The following is a 16,805-nucleotide window of genomic DNA, read 5'->3' on the forward strand; positions in this document are numbered from 1 at the left end:
AAATTGTCCTATGGAAAAGAAATCATTTCGGCATCATCTTTTAAACCATTTGATTGATTTATGAAAGTACGCTTTTTAATCCCATTTTTATTTTTCATCATAGCATGTCAAAGCAATGACCAAAAACAGGTACCAGACAAAATCCAAAAACAAGCATTTGACTATGCAGTTGTTAAAGATGATTATGCTGAAATTTTGGATGCTGTAATTGCCTATAACTCCATTTCAAATGAAGTAGCTAAAACTAATAAACCAATGGCCTATATTCACCAATGGTTCATCAAGGATTCGCTATATAATGCCTACGACAAAGACTTTATGCCCGGCGGCCTGAGGATCCAAAAATTGCTGGGCTTAATAGGCCATAGCCAGCTGGACTCTACAGGCTACCTCAATCAGGTCAAAGGAAGGGATACTGTATTTATTCCACTACAAATCAAAAAGAAATATAACGTGGCATACCATAAAAAAACAGAAACGAAGGAGCAATTTCTGTCAAGATATACATTTCACTTGCCTATCATGTCGCATGATGACAAAAAAGCATTTGTATCGTTAGACTACGTATGCGGAGCACTTTGCGGTCAGGGTTATGATTTTATCCTAGAAAAAATTAATGGAAAGTGGAAGGTGATAAAACGCGACTATACATGGATATCTTAGATAGTCAATCCTGTGCGTATACCGAACAAATAAAAATAGTACTTTCTACATTTTCTCAACGTTGTGCTCCCAAGAACTGGAAGGAATCCGTGAGGACATTATTTTTATGGTCAAAATTGTTCGAAATCACTGATCATGGATTTCCGAAATAATATGATATAAGCCACCGTAATATCCAGTATAACTGCCAATTGCTGTTTAAAATAACTTGAAGAAACTTTCATATCAGCTGTTTCATTATTCTACCCTACCTTGTTATATCAAAGTCAATAAAGACCTTCTGGTAAATGAGAGTTAAATATGTATATTTAATTATGAAAAATATTCTTTTCGCTTCCACACTGGCTCTGTCTATACTTTCCTGCCAAGAAAATAAGCAACAGAACCCACCTATTGTAGAAAATGCAGTGGATAATGCTGAATCGGCTGCTTCAGGTTCTTTTAAGAGTTATCGTGGAAATAATATAACTGTAGACAATATCTATTCCGAATTGATAAAAGATGATAAAAACCTTACAGCTCTCAATTCCAGGATTGTGAAGACATTAGAGGAAACAGAAAAAGTTTTAGCTGTATATAACAGTGTACTCGAAACCACTAATTCTTATTATCAGGATGCCAATGAACGTACGAAAGCCATTACAGATTCACTTGAAAAACAACAGGTAAAAAAAGAAATTAGCGCCAGTGCTAATCGATACGATCTTAAAGTAAAAGATATAACAGATCATATCAGTCAAATAACTAAAAATAATGAAAAGCTCGTTAGCACCTATACTGCTTTTAAAATCAGAAAAACACTACCTGAAATTGAAAAATATCAAAATGCGCATCCTCTAAAAACAGATAGCCTGAATACTTTCATTACCAAACAGAATAAATTGCTGGAAGAATTAAAGAAATTTAAATAAATGATATTAAGAGGAGAAATAGTGAGTCAACTTGACCAAGAGGCTAAAAATTACTCCTTTCCAATGTTGGATATCGCTGAGCATTCCATCAGATTTACCGATATTCTTAGAGTTGAATGAATGGCTTCATCCTGATTTAGTGGATAATCAACTACCGAGTGAAACGGAAACATTTATTCAGATTGCAGAAGCACTTTCAACTGGCAATAAAGTCTTATATAAGCCTACTGTTGAACCAAACATGCGCAGGAAGTATTGGCCCGAGGGCGGAACTTTGTAGTGATCGAAAACCTCATTTCCCTAGTTTTTGCTTTATTGCTTATTCCAAATTCTATAAAATTCTTCCTTCGTTATAAAGTCCTTCTCTTCTAAATCAAGTTCGTCCAATGATTGGTCGTATAACATAGAAGTTTTTTCTCTGGGATTTTCTATGGACAAAAAGACTTTGCCTTCGCGCATAATTTCAACCTGCTCTATGGCTTCTCCATTTTGAAAATGTAGATAAAACAATACATCTTCCTCATCCCAATATTTTTTTACAAATACTTCTTGCATATTACTTGAATATAGAAGTGCCGTGATTGACAATTCTTCCCCTAAAGGTAATGAATGAACTTTCTTTTACAAAAGTTGATTAAAATCCAACACTTTAGATATACATGGGTTATGTGATACCAAGATAAAAAAAATGGAGATGGAAATTATAATTAATGAGCTATTTATTTTGCCTTTTCACATCCTGTTTTGTAAATTCAAAAACCAGTAAAGCCATATCATGAAGCTAGTTGTAAAAATATTTCAGTTCTGTATTGTTATATTACTATTATTGGGATATCAAAACGGGGCATTGGTAAAAGCTACCGAAATAACATTGTCAACGGATTCATTAATCGTACTGTATTTTCGAACGAATGACTCGCTGGTTTACAGTCGGGAGGATTTTGACACTATCTTAAGTAATCATCCTGAATTTCTATTTAAAGAGACATTTGATCCCACATGGAGCTATCACCTCCAACACGATATGGAGTTCAATAGCGAAGCTGGACAGGATAATTATTGTATGCTCTATTCCTATTTCTTAACGCAGGTAAATGGTGAGCAGAAATATGCAACACAGCGCAAAAGATTAGTTCAGCTATTTTCAAAAATAAATGAATTATTTGCATTAATTGAACAAGGAGGTTCGTACTTTGGACATCAGCATAAGAGGCTCCTGGCGGAAGTAGAATATTCGATTTTCCTAATGCCAAAAGATAAGAGCGAGTTTCGGAAAACATACGCTATCAATAAACAAAGGCAGCTATATATTCAGGGGCTAAGACAGCTTGTAGCTGATGAAACAGCGAATAATAACGGGATTGAACCTCAACGGAAATTGAGTCAAATCAAACGGCTTAACAAAGTAATAGACGACATAAATCAGCTCATTCCGGACAATTTCTCTTTAAAAAGGGCGCAATACTTTCAAAGCAATTATTATGAATATTACTAAACGACAGACAAATCTTTTATATTAACAATAGGATAGATTTTGCAAATGGGAAATAAACTAAAACTGCCTGCAACTATACGGCTAGCCAAAGAAGAAGAACTTCCGAAAACACCCGCCTCAATCCGTGAAAGATGGCACGAATCTCAGACAGCAAATATTTTAGAGGGATATACGATCAAGTTTAAAGGGGATAATCCAGATCAAGCGGACCTGGGATTTGCATATTATGCAGAAATAAATATCAATAATGATAGGTTGTGGCCCCTGATGAAAGCGCTTTCGGAATCCTTGCCAGAAGTGACAGCTCCCCTATTCGGACATATCGATTCAGATTTGATATATGGTCGTTACCACGATAAAGAAGAAGTAATTGACTTTCTGGAGATATGTAAAATAGAATTGGCTCAAGATACCTTTTTCGAATTCGGCTTGTTATATCATGACGAGGACAATTTCGCTGAAATATTTGTAGATCAAAGCAAGTATATCAAATACTGGGGAACTGACAAGCCGCTATTTGAAAGAATAATGAAGGACTTTGGATTAGCAGAGATCGAGGGACTCGAATTTATTGACGAGTATCCCAAAGTGCGTGAACCGCTCCGTCTGCATCTCGAAAATTGCATTGATACATCTGAAATGGTCGAGCTATTTCGTGAAAAATTTGCATGAATAGCATGCAGAAAAAATTAAACTGCGGTCTTGCATTTGTAAGACCCCATATATTATCTTTTATGGGAAACGATAATAATAAAAGAAAAGGCATCATTAAGGGAAGTAGTTTTCTCCATGTAAACTTGGGTGATCAGAAAAATAACCATAACTGATATATTTAAAACGAATTGCGTTGGATAGAACAACACATACAATCACTATTAAATCAATTGACCAAATTCCGACAGTCGATGAAATTAAATCCATTTCAAGAGAAGTGGCCTTAAAGCTTATTTTTGAAGGAAAGACGAATAAACAGCGAGAACAAGTCGGACAATATCTCGAATATGCACTTTCTGGTTTTCAGGTCTTGATCCATACTATCGACCCTGAACTTAACATTCTAAAACTAATTACCGATAAAGAAATTGGAGATCATCAAGACTTTTTTGAGCAATGTGCAAAAGATTACGGGTATCTAGGTGGACAACTCGTGTTTATGTTGGTTGACAAACTTAATTTAAATTTAAATAAGGATTTTCCACTAGATACGTTTAACGAGTTAAAACAAGACGATCGACAGATAGGAACAGTTGGTGAATGGAGGTATTTCGTCCATGGTTTTCACTGCGGTTTTCAACATTTGACAACGAAACAATGTATTGAAGTTCCTCTTACCTTCGGACTCGATTTTGGAGATTTAGATCCATATTTTTTTATGAAGTTTATCCGGTCTTCACCAGACTACAGGCCTCTGCCAATTCCCTTATTTGATGAATATGCCGACGGATTAAGAATAATAAAAAAAATGACCTCATTAGGAAAATTTGAAGAGATTCAATCTAATGTCCCTGGCCACACTGGCATTGCCGTCACAGATAGGAAGAAAGTTGAGATTAAATCCGACTTGGATTTAGAAAAAATATTCGTAAAACATATTGAGGAAATTAAAAAGAAACCCAAATTCAACCTTTGGAAATTTCTTGGCCTAAAAAGATGAGCCTGGCGATTACGGTCTTTCATCTGCAGATTTACAAAAATTATGACAGAACTGCTGCCTTATGAAAATCTCCGTTTCATCAATAATACTAAATAATAACATGATTTATATTAGCCAAATCCGAAATAAAAAAACGCTGGAAGACCGCGATCATTATCCGTATAATATTCCGTCATTGTCAACACTGGATGAACTAAAATTTCGGAATCCGGTGACTTTTATCGTTGGAGAAAATGGTATCGGGAAATCCACCCTTGTAGAGGCAATAGCTATAAATGTCGGTTTCAATCCTGAAGGTGGAAGCCGCAATTTTAATTTTAGTACCATGGATTCCCATTCCGCTTTATTTGAAGCTATCCACGTGATACGAACCGCATATCGCAACAGAGATGGCTATTTTCTCAGGGCTGAAAGTTTTTATAATGTTGCCACAGCAGTAGATCAATATGAAGTTCAGAAATCTTATGGAGGATCACTACACGAACGCTCTCATGGTGAAAGCTTCCTCTCGTTATTACATCATCGTCTAAACGGAAACGGACTCTATATTTTTGATGAGCCAGAATCGGCACTCTCTATCATAAGCCAGCTAAATATGCTAAGCCGAATAAGAGAGCTTGTAGAACTTCGATCGCAATTTATTATTGCGACACACTCCCCCATCCTAATGGCCTATCCCGAAGCAGACATCTATCAGGTATCTGAAAATGGAATAAGGTTGATTCCATATCAAGATACTGAACAGTATAAACTGATGAAGTATTTTATGAATAATCACGAACGAATGCTATCCGAATTAGGATTCGATTTTTAAATCAAACTGAAAAGAGAAAAATAAATGCAAAGAACTCATTGAAAAAATAGATGTGTTATATAAGCGTTAATTTCACAATTGACACATAAAATATGAGGTATTTATTATAGTTTTATCGCTAGCTAGTTAATCTAAATAATATTTGCAATCTGCTTTAGAAATGAAACGTATAATAACAATAATCTTAGTTTTTTTTTCAATACAGATTCATGCGCAAGATCTTAAAAACCTTAATGATGTCGCAAGTAACGACGGCATACCTCGCGGGAAATCAATTATCTATGGTAACTTCATCCAACGATTGGGGTTCAGCAGTGGTGGTTTTCCGCAGGACATACGTTTGATCAATACAGATACAAAAGAGGTTTTAGCATTTAGAGTGAAGCCAACATTCAAATCATCAAAGGAAAATACCTTCATATATACCATTGAGCCGGGTAACTATGCTATTCTAAATTATTGGTGGACCAACAGTAAGTGGTATGGAGGTAAAATGTATACAGAATATATCTTCAAGAATATAGATACAACGGATGGTTTTGAAGATAAAGTAAATGCTGGCCTGATAAATATAGATGAATTAGAACGCTTTACTTTTAAGATCACAGAAAACTCATTAAACTATCTGGGAACATGGCATTTTAAAACTCCTCCTGTTTCATTCACGAATGATAAGGTCATACTCGACAACAAAATAAAAAATAAGTACAAAGCCATTGACTTTTCCCAAGCTAATGTCGTTATGCCGAACTAATAAGCTCAAATCAGGAAGTGATAAAAAATGTCATGTAAGAATCTCAAATATTAAAAATATACCAAAAAGGGCTCTAGCGCATTATAATATGAGAATCGAAAATAAAAAAGTTATTAATAGAAGACAGCATTAATAAGGCTATTATACAGGATGATAAAAAAGATTTAATCTTAACAGATTCAAACCTAAATATTTTAAATAACCATGGTTTCGAAGAATTCAATTCCTTAAATTTTGCTCCTAATGTCCATACGATACCTTCTTATTCCAAATGATTTACCGCAGCTTTTCCATAGCAAAAGTCAAATCACGTATCTGTATTTTTTGCTCATTATTAATAATAGCACCATCAGTCCATTCCAGTAACAAATCGTAACCCCAGCTTCTACTTGCCTTATCTTTAAATAATGATGGATCGAAACGAGGTTTTTTCTTTTCAGCTATGTCTATCACTGAATTTAAATAAAGATAAACAGGTGTTAGATCTTTTTCTTTTATGTCGGAACCTATCTCTGCAGCATATTCTTTAGCTTTTTGTTGTTGATTGGATACGATATAAATTTCCAGAATACATAGCCGATACAATTCTTTATTCGCTTGAATTTCCCTTTCATTTGCAATCCGCTTGCGGTAATAATCTATTGTTTTCTGAAATGCCTCGCGAGACTTTTCTTTCTGGTTAGTCTTCTGATACAAGAGCCCCACGTCGACCCAGCTTTCAATTCTAAACTGCCTCGACAAGGTGAGATAGTCTTGAATTGCCGCTAGGGTATCCTTGACGGCGAGATAACTTCTGGCTCTATTTTCAAATTCGGGGACAACAAAATTCATTATGCGAATCGGCCCTATGGTGTCCCGCTGAATAGCTCTCGTCAGATCGGATATTGCACCATTATAATCGCCCCGTCTGAATCGTGCCTCACCAATATTTCTAAAATTGAGCGTTTTTTTAGCTAGATCTGGATTAAGTTCAATGGCCTTATCTGCCAACTCAACAGCTGTCTTATAATCCTTGTCAAAAATAAAGGATTGGCTACTCCGCTCCACAAGCGCATTGACCACATTATTATCATTGGGCAGATCATCTATGTCCATCAGACCGATCTGTTGGAAATACAGCATTACACCGCTACGCTTTTCTGCATAAGAGTTTTGATTTTTGGGCGATTCTGGCAGTTTATTTCGTCGGAAACTCAAGCTTTCCAATAGTGGTGCTAAGACCATTTCTTTTGGAACTTCTTTAATATTATTGTCCATCAAAAGTAGTTCCTTACCAAGAAATCTTTCCCATCCCGTTAAAGGTAAAGTGGAAATATTACAATGAGAAAGATCTACAGCATATGAAGTCGATGGAATAGTGAATAATGACTTTACTATTTCAAAAGATGAGAAATCATTATTGGATATTAGAATAGTGTTAATATTCTTCCATTCTTTCAGATCATTTGGAAAACGACGAAGAGCTGTACTGGCAAGCTGACGGTTGGTTTTTGGCTCATCTTTACGATAGATTTCTCTCGATGAATCATAAACATTATAATGTGAAGGGCGGCTATTGATCGCATAAAACGCATGTAAATTAACAAGTTGACCTAGCGATTCAGGAAGCACCGTTATATTATTGTGACTTATATTTAGAATCCTCAGCTGTTTCATATCACCGATAGAAACTGGTAATTCACTCAGGTGATTGACATCGACATATAGTTCCCGGATATTGGCCAACCCCTCCATATGCAAGGGTAGTTTTTCCAGTAAGTTCGTAGAGACTCTTAATTTTTCGAGCTTCGATAGCTTTGTAATACTTGCTGGTAATCCTTTCAGAAAATTATCGCTTACATCAAAATTCTTTAAACTCAACAATGTACCGATGTCTTCAGGTAAACGACTTAAATTGCAATACGCTAAATTTAATATTTCGAGGTTTTTCATTCCAGCAAACGACGGTAGTGTAGCTATCGGATTAGCTTGCACATTTAACTCGTGTAATCGATGAAGACCATTGATCGTAACCGGAATATGCTGTAACTTATTTCCTTGAAGCTGTAAGGTATTTATTCCCGTCAATTTTCCCAGCTCATTTGAAAGAAACCCAAGGTTATTGTAGGACAGGTTTAGATTTGTTAATGCAGTTAACTGAAACAAGGCATCCGGCAGGCTATCAATTGCATTGTCAGATAGGTCAAGTAGACGAAGTTTCTTTAACTGGGCTAACTCTTTGGGAAGGTAAAATGCGGACTTTGTATTTTTAATCTGCAATTCCTGCAATTCTTTGAATTGAAATAAAGAGGAAGAAATCTGTTTTAGAGGTCCGTTTGAATAGTTCAGATATTTCAATTGAGTGCTGCTACTGAAATTATTCATCAATCGTCCTAGGTCATCGATATCATTAAAATTTAATTTTAAGGATTTAAGGGACCTGAATCCTCGGTCTGAATATATTGCTGTGTCTTTAACCTTGAAGTAGCTTAAACTGAGTGTTTCAATTCGCTCTTTATTGGGGAGTACATCCAATACATGATCAATGCGGTCACTTGGAGAAGTGGCGCTAATAGCTATTTCGATTAATTGGGGCGGAAATTCAAATTGATCCAATAAAGGCTTATAATCAAGCGAAATACCTTTCAATCGATGATTTTCTTTTAAACCTTTTGGGATATACTGTCCCGGGAAAGCTTTGAAAATTAAATAGTGCAGCATGGGCAACTTATTCAAGTTCGCAATTTCGCCAGCCAAGTTTATTTTAGTATTTCCCTCAAATGCTATTGCCCTCAACTGATTTTGTTTATAAAAAGTATCGTCAAGATGTAATATTCCTACAGGCTGCAAAGTATCATTTCTAATTCTAAATTCCTTAAAGACAATAGCCTCCACATGGGGAAATAAATACAATGATTGACAAAGACTATCTAATTGAGACTGATTTTCAAATTTTAGCCCCAAATAGCGAACTTTATATAGGCTATCAGAACAGTCTTTTAAAAGAGGAATATCTTTGGTATTCAGCTCAACAAAAGAGATTAGATCGTGAGGATGATGATTGTTTATAGACCTTACGCTGTTCGAAGAGCCACTCAGAATCGCTTCATACCGTAAAAGGTTCTGTGCACTTAACTGGAGAGTAAAAAGGCAAAAAGCTAGAAATAAAAATCGCTTCAAATATAAAATGTTAATTAAATTCTTTGGTTTATCCATTGGTCAACTATTCAACAATAAATTTATATACGATCGGATTCGAGATTTGGTAATTTTTGACAAGAAAACTATTCCCAGCCATATTGACCAAATCGATAGTATTATCATGACGGAGATCTTAACGACACGCCCAGGGATAATTAATGTATTCCAGCGTGGAACGACTACATTGGAAAAAGTGACGTAAAACGCTACTACTATTAAGATTAGAGTTAATAAAAATAAAACAAAAAATATCAATTTTGATTTAGAATTCATATTTTAGCTGGTATTTCTTAAATATATACAAATGTTAGGAAAATTTTGGAAGAATCGGAATCTACTTACATCTATTTTCATTTACAAACTCAGTATGCCCTACGGTATTATTTTTTAGGCAGGATAAGCTTGATCTATTCCTATTTTGCCTTTTCGAATATCCTATTTACTTAGGGAATGGAAGTAGTTGTGAAATGTTGGCATCGGCTTGAATTTTAAGTCAAGACCTCTTACATGCAAATACACGCGCAGATTTTATGCTATCAACTGTTAAAGACTTTGATTGCGATAGGTCATAGGCGACTGACCTAAATGTAACTTAAAGAAGTTACTAAAAGTACCATAATCTGAAAAATTTAGTTCCTGCATCGCATCTTTTACGGACATACTTGATACATTCATCAAAATAACAGCTTCAGAAATAGCAATTTCTTCTAATATGGCTTTGGGACCGAAGCCTGTGACATCTTTGACCATACGAGTCAGATGCTTTCTAGAGATAAATAACCTATCTGCATAAATAAAAAATTAGTCCAAATTTTGCTTTGGCCTCGTAATTATAAAGCTCTTTTTATTAACTTAACACTATATTATTCGTACTTGGTTGAAGAATATTCGGAATAAAAACTTTAACAAAACAGAGGATTATGAGCAAAGCGGGTAAAATTATATCCTATGTAATTTATTGTATTTACGTAATGGTTGTCCCGATGTTCATACTTCGGAGCGGATATTTTCAGGCCGATGTCAGATTTAAATATTTACCAATTTTTTCTCTGTTTTTACTCGGTTTATTTTTAATGAACCGAGTAATTCCTATTAAAAAAAATAAAATACTAACAGTATTACCGATTTTATTTTTAACTGTTTTTGGGTTTTACGTGAATTCCGATGGGCTAGTACCGTTTGTTTTTCCACTTATAACAATTCTCTTTTTTCTCGCATTCGTTATCCTTATAATACTTCCAAAAAACAGGATGATCATGATATTGGTCAGCTCCTTTATCATTTTATTCTATTCTTTTGGAATTTACCCCAAATTGATCGTCCGAAAAGAAATTGTTGAAACTTCATTAAGCTTGAATAGTATTACGTTATACCCGTTTGTTTCCGTCCAAAAAGATTCTGTAAACATTCATCTTGAGCGCCCTGTGCTAATAGACTTTATGTTTACTTCCTGTGGCCCATGTCTCAAAAAATTAACATATTTACAGGCAATCAAAAACCTTGATCTGTCTATTTATGTTATCGTTGACGGGAAAATAGATTCATACACAGCCTTCCAGGACTATTATACAATCCATAACCAAGCTTTGCAAGGAATTAATTTTCTATACGATCCAGATGGAAGATTCACCGAACAATTCAATATCGATAGCTATCCTACGGAAATACTTATACGAAATAGAGAATTGATTGCAAGGGATAAAGGTATACCCGATGGAGCTCTCAAAGAGTATGCTGAGCTAAGGAAACAATTAATGATAGATTGACAAGTGGTAGACTTTAACATCTTACATTAAACCGACAACAATAACCAACCTCTTAGTCTCATTTCCTTCTTTTGGAAAGGCCTGCTTTTATTAAGGAGGAAGCTAGCATGCAAAGCTAGACATGTTCATATAAAAAATGCTCCGTTTATCAATAATAAAATACAAGACCATCTCTTTTCGCAGTAATTTCCTTTAATTGATCATAGTCCATATTCAAACATTGATATAGCGTAAAAATCACACCTGAGCGCATGGAATAAATTTCATCGGGAAGTCGACCCAAATTTGTACCGTTCAAAATAACATTATTCACAGCCTTCAAAGCACAAATCTCTACAGGAAATTTCTTGAGCTTGCTATAATTGAAATCCAGTTTTAGCAGACCGTCCAATTGTCCAAAACTGCTTGGAAAACCAGTAATCGAAGATGCCCTTGCATTGATTTCCTTCAGGCTCTTAAGCTTTCCGAATGTTTCCGGTAGAGTTGTCAGTTTACTATTCTCCATATTCAGGTAGGATAAACTACTCAATCCGCCGAACTCATCTGGAAGCTTCTCCACTGATGGGGAAAGCCAAAGATCTTCTAATTTTTTAAGGTTACCTATCGAAGCCGGTAAAGTTTTAAAATTACCGCCCACTAACCAGAATCTAAGATTAGACAAATTTCCAATATTATCAGGAATAGATTGCAAGCTTTCTCCTTGAATCCAAAGTTGTTTTAAGCTCTTGAGGTTACCAAAAGATTGTGGCAGCTGCTGAAGCCTGCTTTCTCCATAAATTTCTAATGTATCTAACTTGACCATGTTGTCAATATCGGATGGCAGTGTGACTGGCGATGATCCCGGATATACGAAACTGAACCGTGCGAACCTCAAATTATGGCATTTACTCAAACTTGACGGGATATAGGCTTGCTGAGCTAGAATTTCTGTAGAAACCAATTGAGTCAAATTTCCTAAATCTGAAGGGATCTGAGTAACAAAGCAATCGAGGTGTTTTAAATTGACCAGTTTACCCAACGTGCCGTTGAAATCTACATCTCCTACATACCGCATAATAAGGGTTTCAAGCGACTTTAAATTTCCAAAAGTTCTTGGCAATACCACGGTATATCCCAAATCGGGGGTTCGCATCGGTGTGAGGTGAAATGATTTCAATTTGGTTAGATTGCCAAAATTATCGGGAATGGTAAGATAATAGCCTACCCGATCCAGACTAAGTTCTTCAAGAGCAAGGTAATGATCGCCGAAAATAGTCGGAACATCTTTCAATGAAGATCCACCTAAAATAAGCTTCCTCAGATATTTAAATGCCTTAAGCGCAGGAAAAGAGCCCGGGTCATTAAAACGATGTGCTATACCTGAAGCCTGCATATTCATTTCAATAATATGCCCGTCCTTATCTTCAACAACACGCCCACCGCGCCCCATTTGCAATTCATTTAATGCCTCGTCTTCCTGATATTCGCCGGTCTGTACCTTTTTGGTAAACTGATAATTTTTCCCAGCATAAGTCATCGTATAGGTAACTTGGTAGCTGGTATTCGAATAACCATGCAGTTCAATAGTAGGGTTTTCTTCTACTGGCCTAGCCAATCCGTCGTGGTATGTACTATGTAGGTGACCATAAGCTTTATCGAAAGACCATTTACCTTTATATTTAGGATCCACTGCAAAGTGAAGTATCGTCTTAAAAGATGAAGGTGTGTTTTCTTTAATCTCGATATGTAACTCGGGTATTTTAACATTCACTGTGGCCGTATTACTATTACTGAGACGTGTTACTGTCCATGTAAGTTCATATTCCTCACCAGGTATTCCCCTAAAAAATGAATTTGGGTTACTAGGATCATCTATTTTCACATAATCTTCTACCACAGTTCCTTTAGTTATACTCCATTTGCCAGTTTCTCCTTTTTGTAAGGCGCTACCTTTCAGTTGGACGGTGAATTCGTCATATAGTTCAGTGGGCTCGGCCTTAGGTTCATATACTGTTTTCAAGACATCCTGATATTCCTTCTTTGAACAGGCTACAAATAAAAAGCTTTCAAAAAAAACAAAAAGAAATGAACACCAAAATAACGTAGATTTATTATACATGGATATTAAGGTTGAGTTGTAAAATTAAACGTTGTTGAACGCGCTGTATTTCCATTGCTGTCGTTAACAATCAGTTGATAATAGTATTTTTTCGATTTTTCTAAAGGGGAAAAGAATACACTATACTTATTGTTACTTTGACTCACGGCATTGTAGATTTTTCCTCCGGTCTGTTTGTACATAACAGCAAGATCATCGTGTACATATACTTCAACTTTACTATATGGATATGAAGCAAGTGTAAAAGACAGTATGTACTGGCCTTTATCTAAAGTAACTTTATTTTGAATATCTGCAAAAGCATCTATTTCGTTGTATATGGTTTCCTTTTTGCAGGAGCTGATCAGGAATAATAGAATCCCAAACATCAAGCTTACAGCAATTTTATTGAATGGACATTTCATAAATCGAGCTTTCGTAATTGACGTAATATTTATCTTTATAGGTGAACATTCCCAAGAAATACGTGTGATCGGAGACAATATTCGAGCGAAGAGGACTAAGCGTTTTTTTTGATATATTGTAAATCATAAAATTATTGACATCAAGCGCCAACACAATCTCATCATTATAGTTAATGGCACTCACAGCTGCATGAGGAAATGTTTGGTTAGTCGTCCCGATACGATATAATTCCGTCAATTTAAAATTATTCTCATCGACTGCATATATTGTGAATGTATATCCAATATTGAAGCCTTGGTCAAACACGTTCGCAATACCTAGCGCATATAATTTGCCCTTTATAGAAACAAAGCAATCGCTGGTAAAATTGCGATCAAAAGTACCGATCTCTTCAAATTTGTCTTTTGTCGGATTATACTTGGCCACAATATTCTTTACTCCACGAGAATTCATTGTAAGTGTGTACGTTTGATAGACCGCATTATTGTGAACAAAAATCGCTAAATTACTATACCCATGTGCCTCCTTTATTTGAGGCCGACTGAGATAGTACTTCGTAAACTCACGTTTATTTACGTCAAAAGATTGACAAAATAGTTCATAACCATTGTAAATATCTGGCTCCAGAGAAGGTAATATGTGGCCTATTGGCTGCGTTTGAAAAAATATTTTGTTTCCTAAAGTCACTGATCTCATAGGAACGAGCCTCATCGTATCGGGAATATGCGCAATATTTTGTAAAGTGCTCGTTTCAGGATCGTAGAGTGAAACCGATTTTTCCCAAAAATAATAAACCTGTTCATTGCAGATGGCAGGATAATTATTTTTCCAATGGGTCTTTTTCAAATTAATAGCCAAGTCTTTTCCCTTATAAACAAAATCAATTGCCTGCCCAATAATCTCCTTTTCTTTATAAAGAACACGTAACATATGGTTACCATCTCTATAGGGATAATACCCTGACAGGTTGATTTGATAAGTTCCATTTTTTGTTGCTTTCGGGTAGTCCATATGCAATGTATCCATCCAATAAAGAAATTTAAGATCCCGCAAATTGATATCTTGGAGATTCTTGCCTTCTACAACGGTGGTAAACCTGCCAGTCTCATCATAAGTTGCCACAGGTGTAGGCCAGAATAGCGTAAAATCTTCTGGGAATGGAGCAGTTGTGGTGATTTCATTTTTATGCTCAGATTCGATTGTGTTACCGTTATATTCGATATAGGCCACCAAAATATAAGTGGATTCGGGATCCAATTCATTCAATGTGAGTCGAAATATATCGCCTTCACGAACAGCCTCAACACTGTTTCCTTGACCAGGGTTATCTTTTTTATAGTACCTGACGCCCGATTTTGTATATCCAAGGCTGGAAATCTGATAGGTCATTGAAATTTCTTTATCCCGGACACTAGTAATAGCCTCGTTAATAACACGTGGAAAAACCTCATTTTTTTCAGTTTTACAGGCCGACATAAGAAAAACAAGCCCCAGTAGATAAAGGTATTTGTTAAAGTTGCCCATTTGATTTTGTTTTAATATAAATGAAGTTCAAATTTTCATAGGACCAGGTTTGTATATAATAGAAAAACAGGTTGTATGAATTATCGACATTTTGGGTCATATTTTTAAACATATGCATCTCCAAATTAGGATATTGTAAAGTCGATAAGAGCTTCAGATCACTGTCATACTTATTTATAGTACCATAAGTGGTTATTCCACCACCCTCTTGCTGTCCATAGACCACAATATTGCTATCATTATCAAAAAAAGCTCCTGCTGGCTTTAAATTGACGTATTCACCCAATTTTGCCTTGACATTGCCATTCTTATCAAATTTGACATACCTTAACGAATAGGAATAGAAGTCAAAACCCCAGAGATAAAAAATATCATTTTTATCTTTCAGTAAAATAGGCATATGGTATTGACGTTCGTAATCGCCAGGAAGCTTTCCATCAAACTCAAAAGTAGCCAGCACATTACCATCCCGATCTGTTTTTTGCACCTTAATTTTTGTTGCTTCCGAATCAAGCAAACTATAATAGATCTGTTGCGCATTGTCTAACTGAATTGAAGAAATGCCAACGGAGCTATTTTTACGTTTCCAGACAACTTTAAGGTCGCTGGAAGTAACCTTTAACAGCTGTCCCCCACCTGTACCCATAATCATGTTATGTGACGCGTCAAACTGAACTGATGAAACATAATCATTCGGAGACAAATCTATCGAAACGGGCTTCTCCAGTTTCAGTTTACCATTCGTCTGATCAATGACATAAATATCGTGTTTAACAATAATGAAAGCTTCATCTTGCTTACCAGGCAACACTACATGTGGTGGTAAATCATAATAATTTAGATCCTGGATCAAGCGATACCAAATAATCTGGCCTTTATTATTTGTACGATATACAATCAGTTTAAAGTTTGTTTCTCCACCCTCATGCTGCAAAAATGTACAGATTAAATGTCCACCATCTTCCAGAAGACGGATGCTATTATTGCCCGTTATACGTGATTGCGTATGAATTTTGTATTCAACATAGGTACTTGCATTAGTTGTACTGCCTCCAACAGTTTTTGCATCTATGCTTTGTTCTTGTGTTATTCCCGTTTGGGAACTCGCAATTACACGGATCTTATAATTTGTATCGCCAAGCAAATTAATTAAGCTGTATTTTGTTATACTGAGATCCTTCACTACAAGCTTATTATCTACATATATCGCATAGGATACTGGCTTAAAATGCGAGCTGTTCACCTTATCCCAAGATAACTCTATTAAATCTTTGTTTGCAGCACTTACAACAAGATTCAAAGGATTTAATATTTCTGCCTGATCAATATATTCATCGGTTTTGCTCACAATATTCTCCTTTTTGGAACATCCTCCAATTAATAAAATTAGAATTAAGAAAAATAGCTGAGCACAATGGTAAAAAATAGCTCTTTTCATAAAATGAAGTTACTCAGCAAAGATATTAAAAAAGTTGTATCAAAAGCATTTCTTAAAACATAATTAATTGATACATTAATTAGTCCAAATAATTCTCTACAAT

General features: G+C 35.5%; 17 protein-coding genes. 10 read left to right on the forward strand and 7 right to left on the reverse strand.

The features are described from left to right. Positions 1-60: 60 nt before the first annotated feature. The 3 genes from VXM68_RS21160 (at position 61) to VXM68_RS21170 (ending at position 1,854) form a co-directional block, all read left to right on the forward strand. On the forward strand, positions 61-663 hold the full coding sequence (locus tag VXM68_RS21160; protein ID WP_367209944.1) for a hypothetical protein: 603 nt from the start codon (positions 61-63) through the stop codon (positions 661-663). A 314-nt stretch (positions 664-977) separates the two neighbouring features. Further along, positions 978-1,574 carry a hypothetical protein gene (locus tag VXM68_RS21165; RefSeq protein WP_367209945.1) on the forward strand — a complete coding sequence of 199 codons (597 nt, stop codon included), beginning with the start codon at positions 978-980 and terminating at the stop codon, positions 1,572-1,574. Between the two features lie 31 nt (positions 1,575-1,605). Then, positions 1,606-1,854, forward strand: coding sequence for a hypothetical protein (locus VXM68_RS21170; RefSeq protein WP_367209946.1), 249 nt, complete (start codon positions 1,606-1,608; stop codon positions 1,852-1,854). Between the two features lie 32 nt (positions 1,855-1,886). On the opposite strand, the gene VXM68_RS21175 is transcribed toward VXM68_RS21170, so the two are convergent. Beyond that, complete coding sequence (locus tag VXM68_RS21175; RefSeq protein ID WP_367209947.1) at positions 1,887-2,129, reverse strand: hypothetical protein; 243 nt, start codon at positions 2,127-2,129, stop codon at positions 1,887-1,889. Positions 2,130-2,349: 220 nt separating this feature from the next. Here VXM68_RS21175 and VXM68_RS21180 point away from each other — a divergent pair, with 220 nt between their 5' ends. The 5 genes from VXM68_RS21180 (at position 2,350) to VXM68_RS21200 (ending at position 6,291) form a co-directional block, all read left to right on the forward strand. Beyond that, entirely contained in the window at positions 2,350-3,069 is a 720-nt protein-coding gene (locus tag VXM68_RS21180; RefSeq protein WP_367209948.1) for a hypothetical protein, read from the forward strand. 45 nt (positions 3,070-3,114) lie between these two features. After that, entirely contained in the window at positions 3,115-3,741 is a 627-nt protein-coding gene (locus VXM68_RS21185) for a hypothetical protein (RefSeq protein WP_367209949.1), read from the forward strand. 175 nt (positions 3,742-3,916) lie between these two features. Next, complete coding sequence (locus VXM68_RS21190) at positions 3,917-4,723, forward strand: hypothetical protein (RefSeq protein WP_367209950.1); 807 nt, start codon at positions 3,917-3,919, stop codon at positions 4,721-4,723. A 100-nt stretch (positions 4,724-4,823) separates the two neighbouring features. Beyond that, complete coding sequence (locus VXM68_RS21195) at positions 4,824-5,537, forward strand: AAA family ATPase (protein WP_367209951.1); 714 nt, start codon at positions 4,824-4,826, stop codon at positions 5,535-5,537. A 160-nt stretch (positions 5,538-5,697) separates the two neighbouring features. Further along, a complete protein-coding gene (locus tag VXM68_RS21200) occupies positions 5,698-6,291 on the forward strand; it encodes a hypothetical protein (protein WP_367209952.1) in 594 nt (197 codons plus the stop codon). 276 nt (positions 6,292-6,567) lie between these two features. Here the strand turns inward: VXM68_RS21200 and VXM68_RS21205 are convergent, their stop codons facing one another. After that, positions 6,568-9,450, reverse strand: a complete 2,883-nt coding sequence (locus tag VXM68_RS21205; RefSeq protein ID WP_367209953.1) for a hypothetical protein — start codon at positions 9,448-9,450, stop codon at positions 6,568-6,570. A 7-nt stretch (positions 9,451-9,457) separates the two neighbouring features. On the opposite strand from VXM68_RS21205, the gene VXM68_RS21210 reads away from it, so the two are divergent. Then, on the forward strand, positions 9,458-9,673 hold the full coding sequence (locus VXM68_RS21210; protein WP_293903292.1) for a hypothetical protein: 216 nt from the start codon (positions 9,458-9,460) through the stop codon (positions 9,671-9,673). Between the two features lie 341 nt (positions 9,674-10,014). On the opposite strand, the gene VXM68_RS21215 is transcribed toward VXM68_RS21210, so the two are convergent. After that, positions 10,015-10,266 carry a helix-turn-helix domain-containing protein gene (locus VXM68_RS21215; RefSeq protein WP_367211312.1) on the reverse strand — a complete coding sequence of 84 codons (252 nt, stop codon included), beginning with the start codon at positions 10,264-10,266 and terminating at the stop codon, positions 10,015-10,017. Positions 10,267-10,727: 461 nt separating this feature from the next. Here VXM68_RS21215 and VXM68_RS21220 point away from each other — a divergent pair, with 461 nt between their 5' ends. Continuing rightward, positions 10,728-11,237: a TlpA family protein disulfide reductase gene (locus VXM68_RS21220; protein WP_367209954.1), complete on the forward strand. Its 510-nt coding sequence runs from the start codon at positions 10,728-10,730 to the stop codon at positions 11,235-11,237. Positions 11,238-11,385: 148 nt separating this feature from the next. Here the strand turns inward: VXM68_RS21220 and VXM68_RS21225 are convergent, their stop codons facing one another. The 4 genes from VXM68_RS21225 to VXM68_RS21240 all read right to left on the reverse strand — a co-directional run bounded on the left by VXM68_RS21225 (position 11,386) and on the right by VXM68_RS21240 (position 16,702). Continuing rightward, positions 11,386-13,236: a hypothetical protein gene (locus VXM68_RS21225; protein ID WP_367209955.1), complete on the reverse strand. Its 1,851-nt coding sequence runs from the start codon at positions 13,234-13,236 to the stop codon at positions 11,386-11,388. A gap of 104 nt (positions 13,237-13,340) precedes the next feature. Then, complete coding sequence (locus VXM68_RS21230; protein WP_367209956.1) at positions 13,341-13,739, reverse strand: hypothetical protein; 399 nt, start codon at positions 13,737-13,739, stop codon at positions 13,341-13,343. Further along, positions 13,720-15,264 (reverse strand): hypothetical protein, encoded by a 1,545-nt coding sequence (locus VXM68_RS21235; RefSeq protein ID WP_367209957.1) that lies wholly within the window; start codon positions 15,262-15,264, stop codon positions 13,720-13,722. The genes VXM68_RS21230 and VXM68_RS21235 overlap by 20 nt, the downstream gene beginning before the upstream one ends. Then, on the reverse strand, positions 15,251-16,702 hold the full coding sequence (locus VXM68_RS21240) for a hypothetical protein (protein WP_367209958.1): 1,452 nt from the start codon (positions 16,700-16,702) through the stop codon (positions 15,251-15,253). Before VXM68_RS21240 ends, VXM68_RS21235 begins: the two co-directional genes overlap by 14 nt. Positions 16,703-16,805: the final 103 nt, after the last annotated feature.

It is taken from the genome of Sphingobacterium sp. R2, from assembly GCF_040760075.1.
Taxonomy (GTDB): domain Bacteria; phylum Bacteroidota; class Bacteroidia; order Sphingobacteriales; family Sphingobacteriaceae; genus Sphingobacterium.

Excerpts from the sequence above, each read along its gene's own strand:
- VXM68_RS21160 (WP_367209944.1), top strand. The coding sequence starts at position 61 with ATGAAAGTACGCTTTTTAATCCCATTTTTATTTTTCATCATAGCATGT.
- VXM68_RS21165 (WP_367209945.1), top strand. The coding sequence starts at position 978 with ATGAAAAATATTCTTTTCGCTTCCACACTGGCTCTGTCTATACTTTCC.
- VXM68_RS21175 (WP_367209947.1), bottom strand. The coding sequence starts at position 2,129 with ATGCAAGAAGTATTTGTAAAAAAATATTGGGATGAGGAAGATGTATTG.
- VXM68_RS21180 (WP_367209948.1), top strand. The coding sequence starts at position 2,350 with ATGAAGCTAGTTGTAAAAATATTTCAGTTCTGTATTGTTATATTACTA.
- VXM68_RS21185 (WP_367209949.1), top strand. The coding sequence starts at position 3,115 with ATGGGAAATAAACTAAAACTGCCTGCAACTATACGGCTAGCCAAAGAA.
- VXM68_RS21195 (WP_367209951.1), top strand. The coding sequence starts at position 4,824 with ATGATTTATATTAGCCAAATCCGAAATAAAAAAACGCTGGAAGACCGC.
- VXM68_RS21200 (WP_367209952.1), top strand. The coding sequence starts at position 5,698 with ATGAAACGTATAATAACAATAATCTTAGTTTTTTTTTCAATACAGATT.
- VXM68_RS21210 (WP_293903292.1), top strand. The coding sequence starts at position 9,458 with ATGTTAATTAAATTCTTTGGTTTATCCATTGGTCAACTATTCAACAAT.
- VXM68_RS21220 (WP_367209954.1), top strand. The coding sequence starts at position 10,728 with ATGATATTGGTCAGCTCCTTTATCATTTTATTCTATTCTTTTGGAATT.
- VXM68_RS21230 (WP_367209956.1), bottom strand. The coding sequence starts at position 13,739 with ATGAAATGTCCATTCAATAAAATTGCTGTAAGCTTGATGTTTGGGATT.
- VXM68_RS21235 (WP_367209957.1), bottom strand. The coding sequence starts at position 15,264 with ATGGGCAACTTTAACAAATACCTTTATCTACTGGGGCTTGTTTTTCTT.
- VXM68_RS21240 (WP_367209958.1), bottom strand. The coding sequence starts at position 16,702 with ATGAAAAGAGCTATTTTTTACCATTGTGCTCAGCTATTTTTCTTAATT.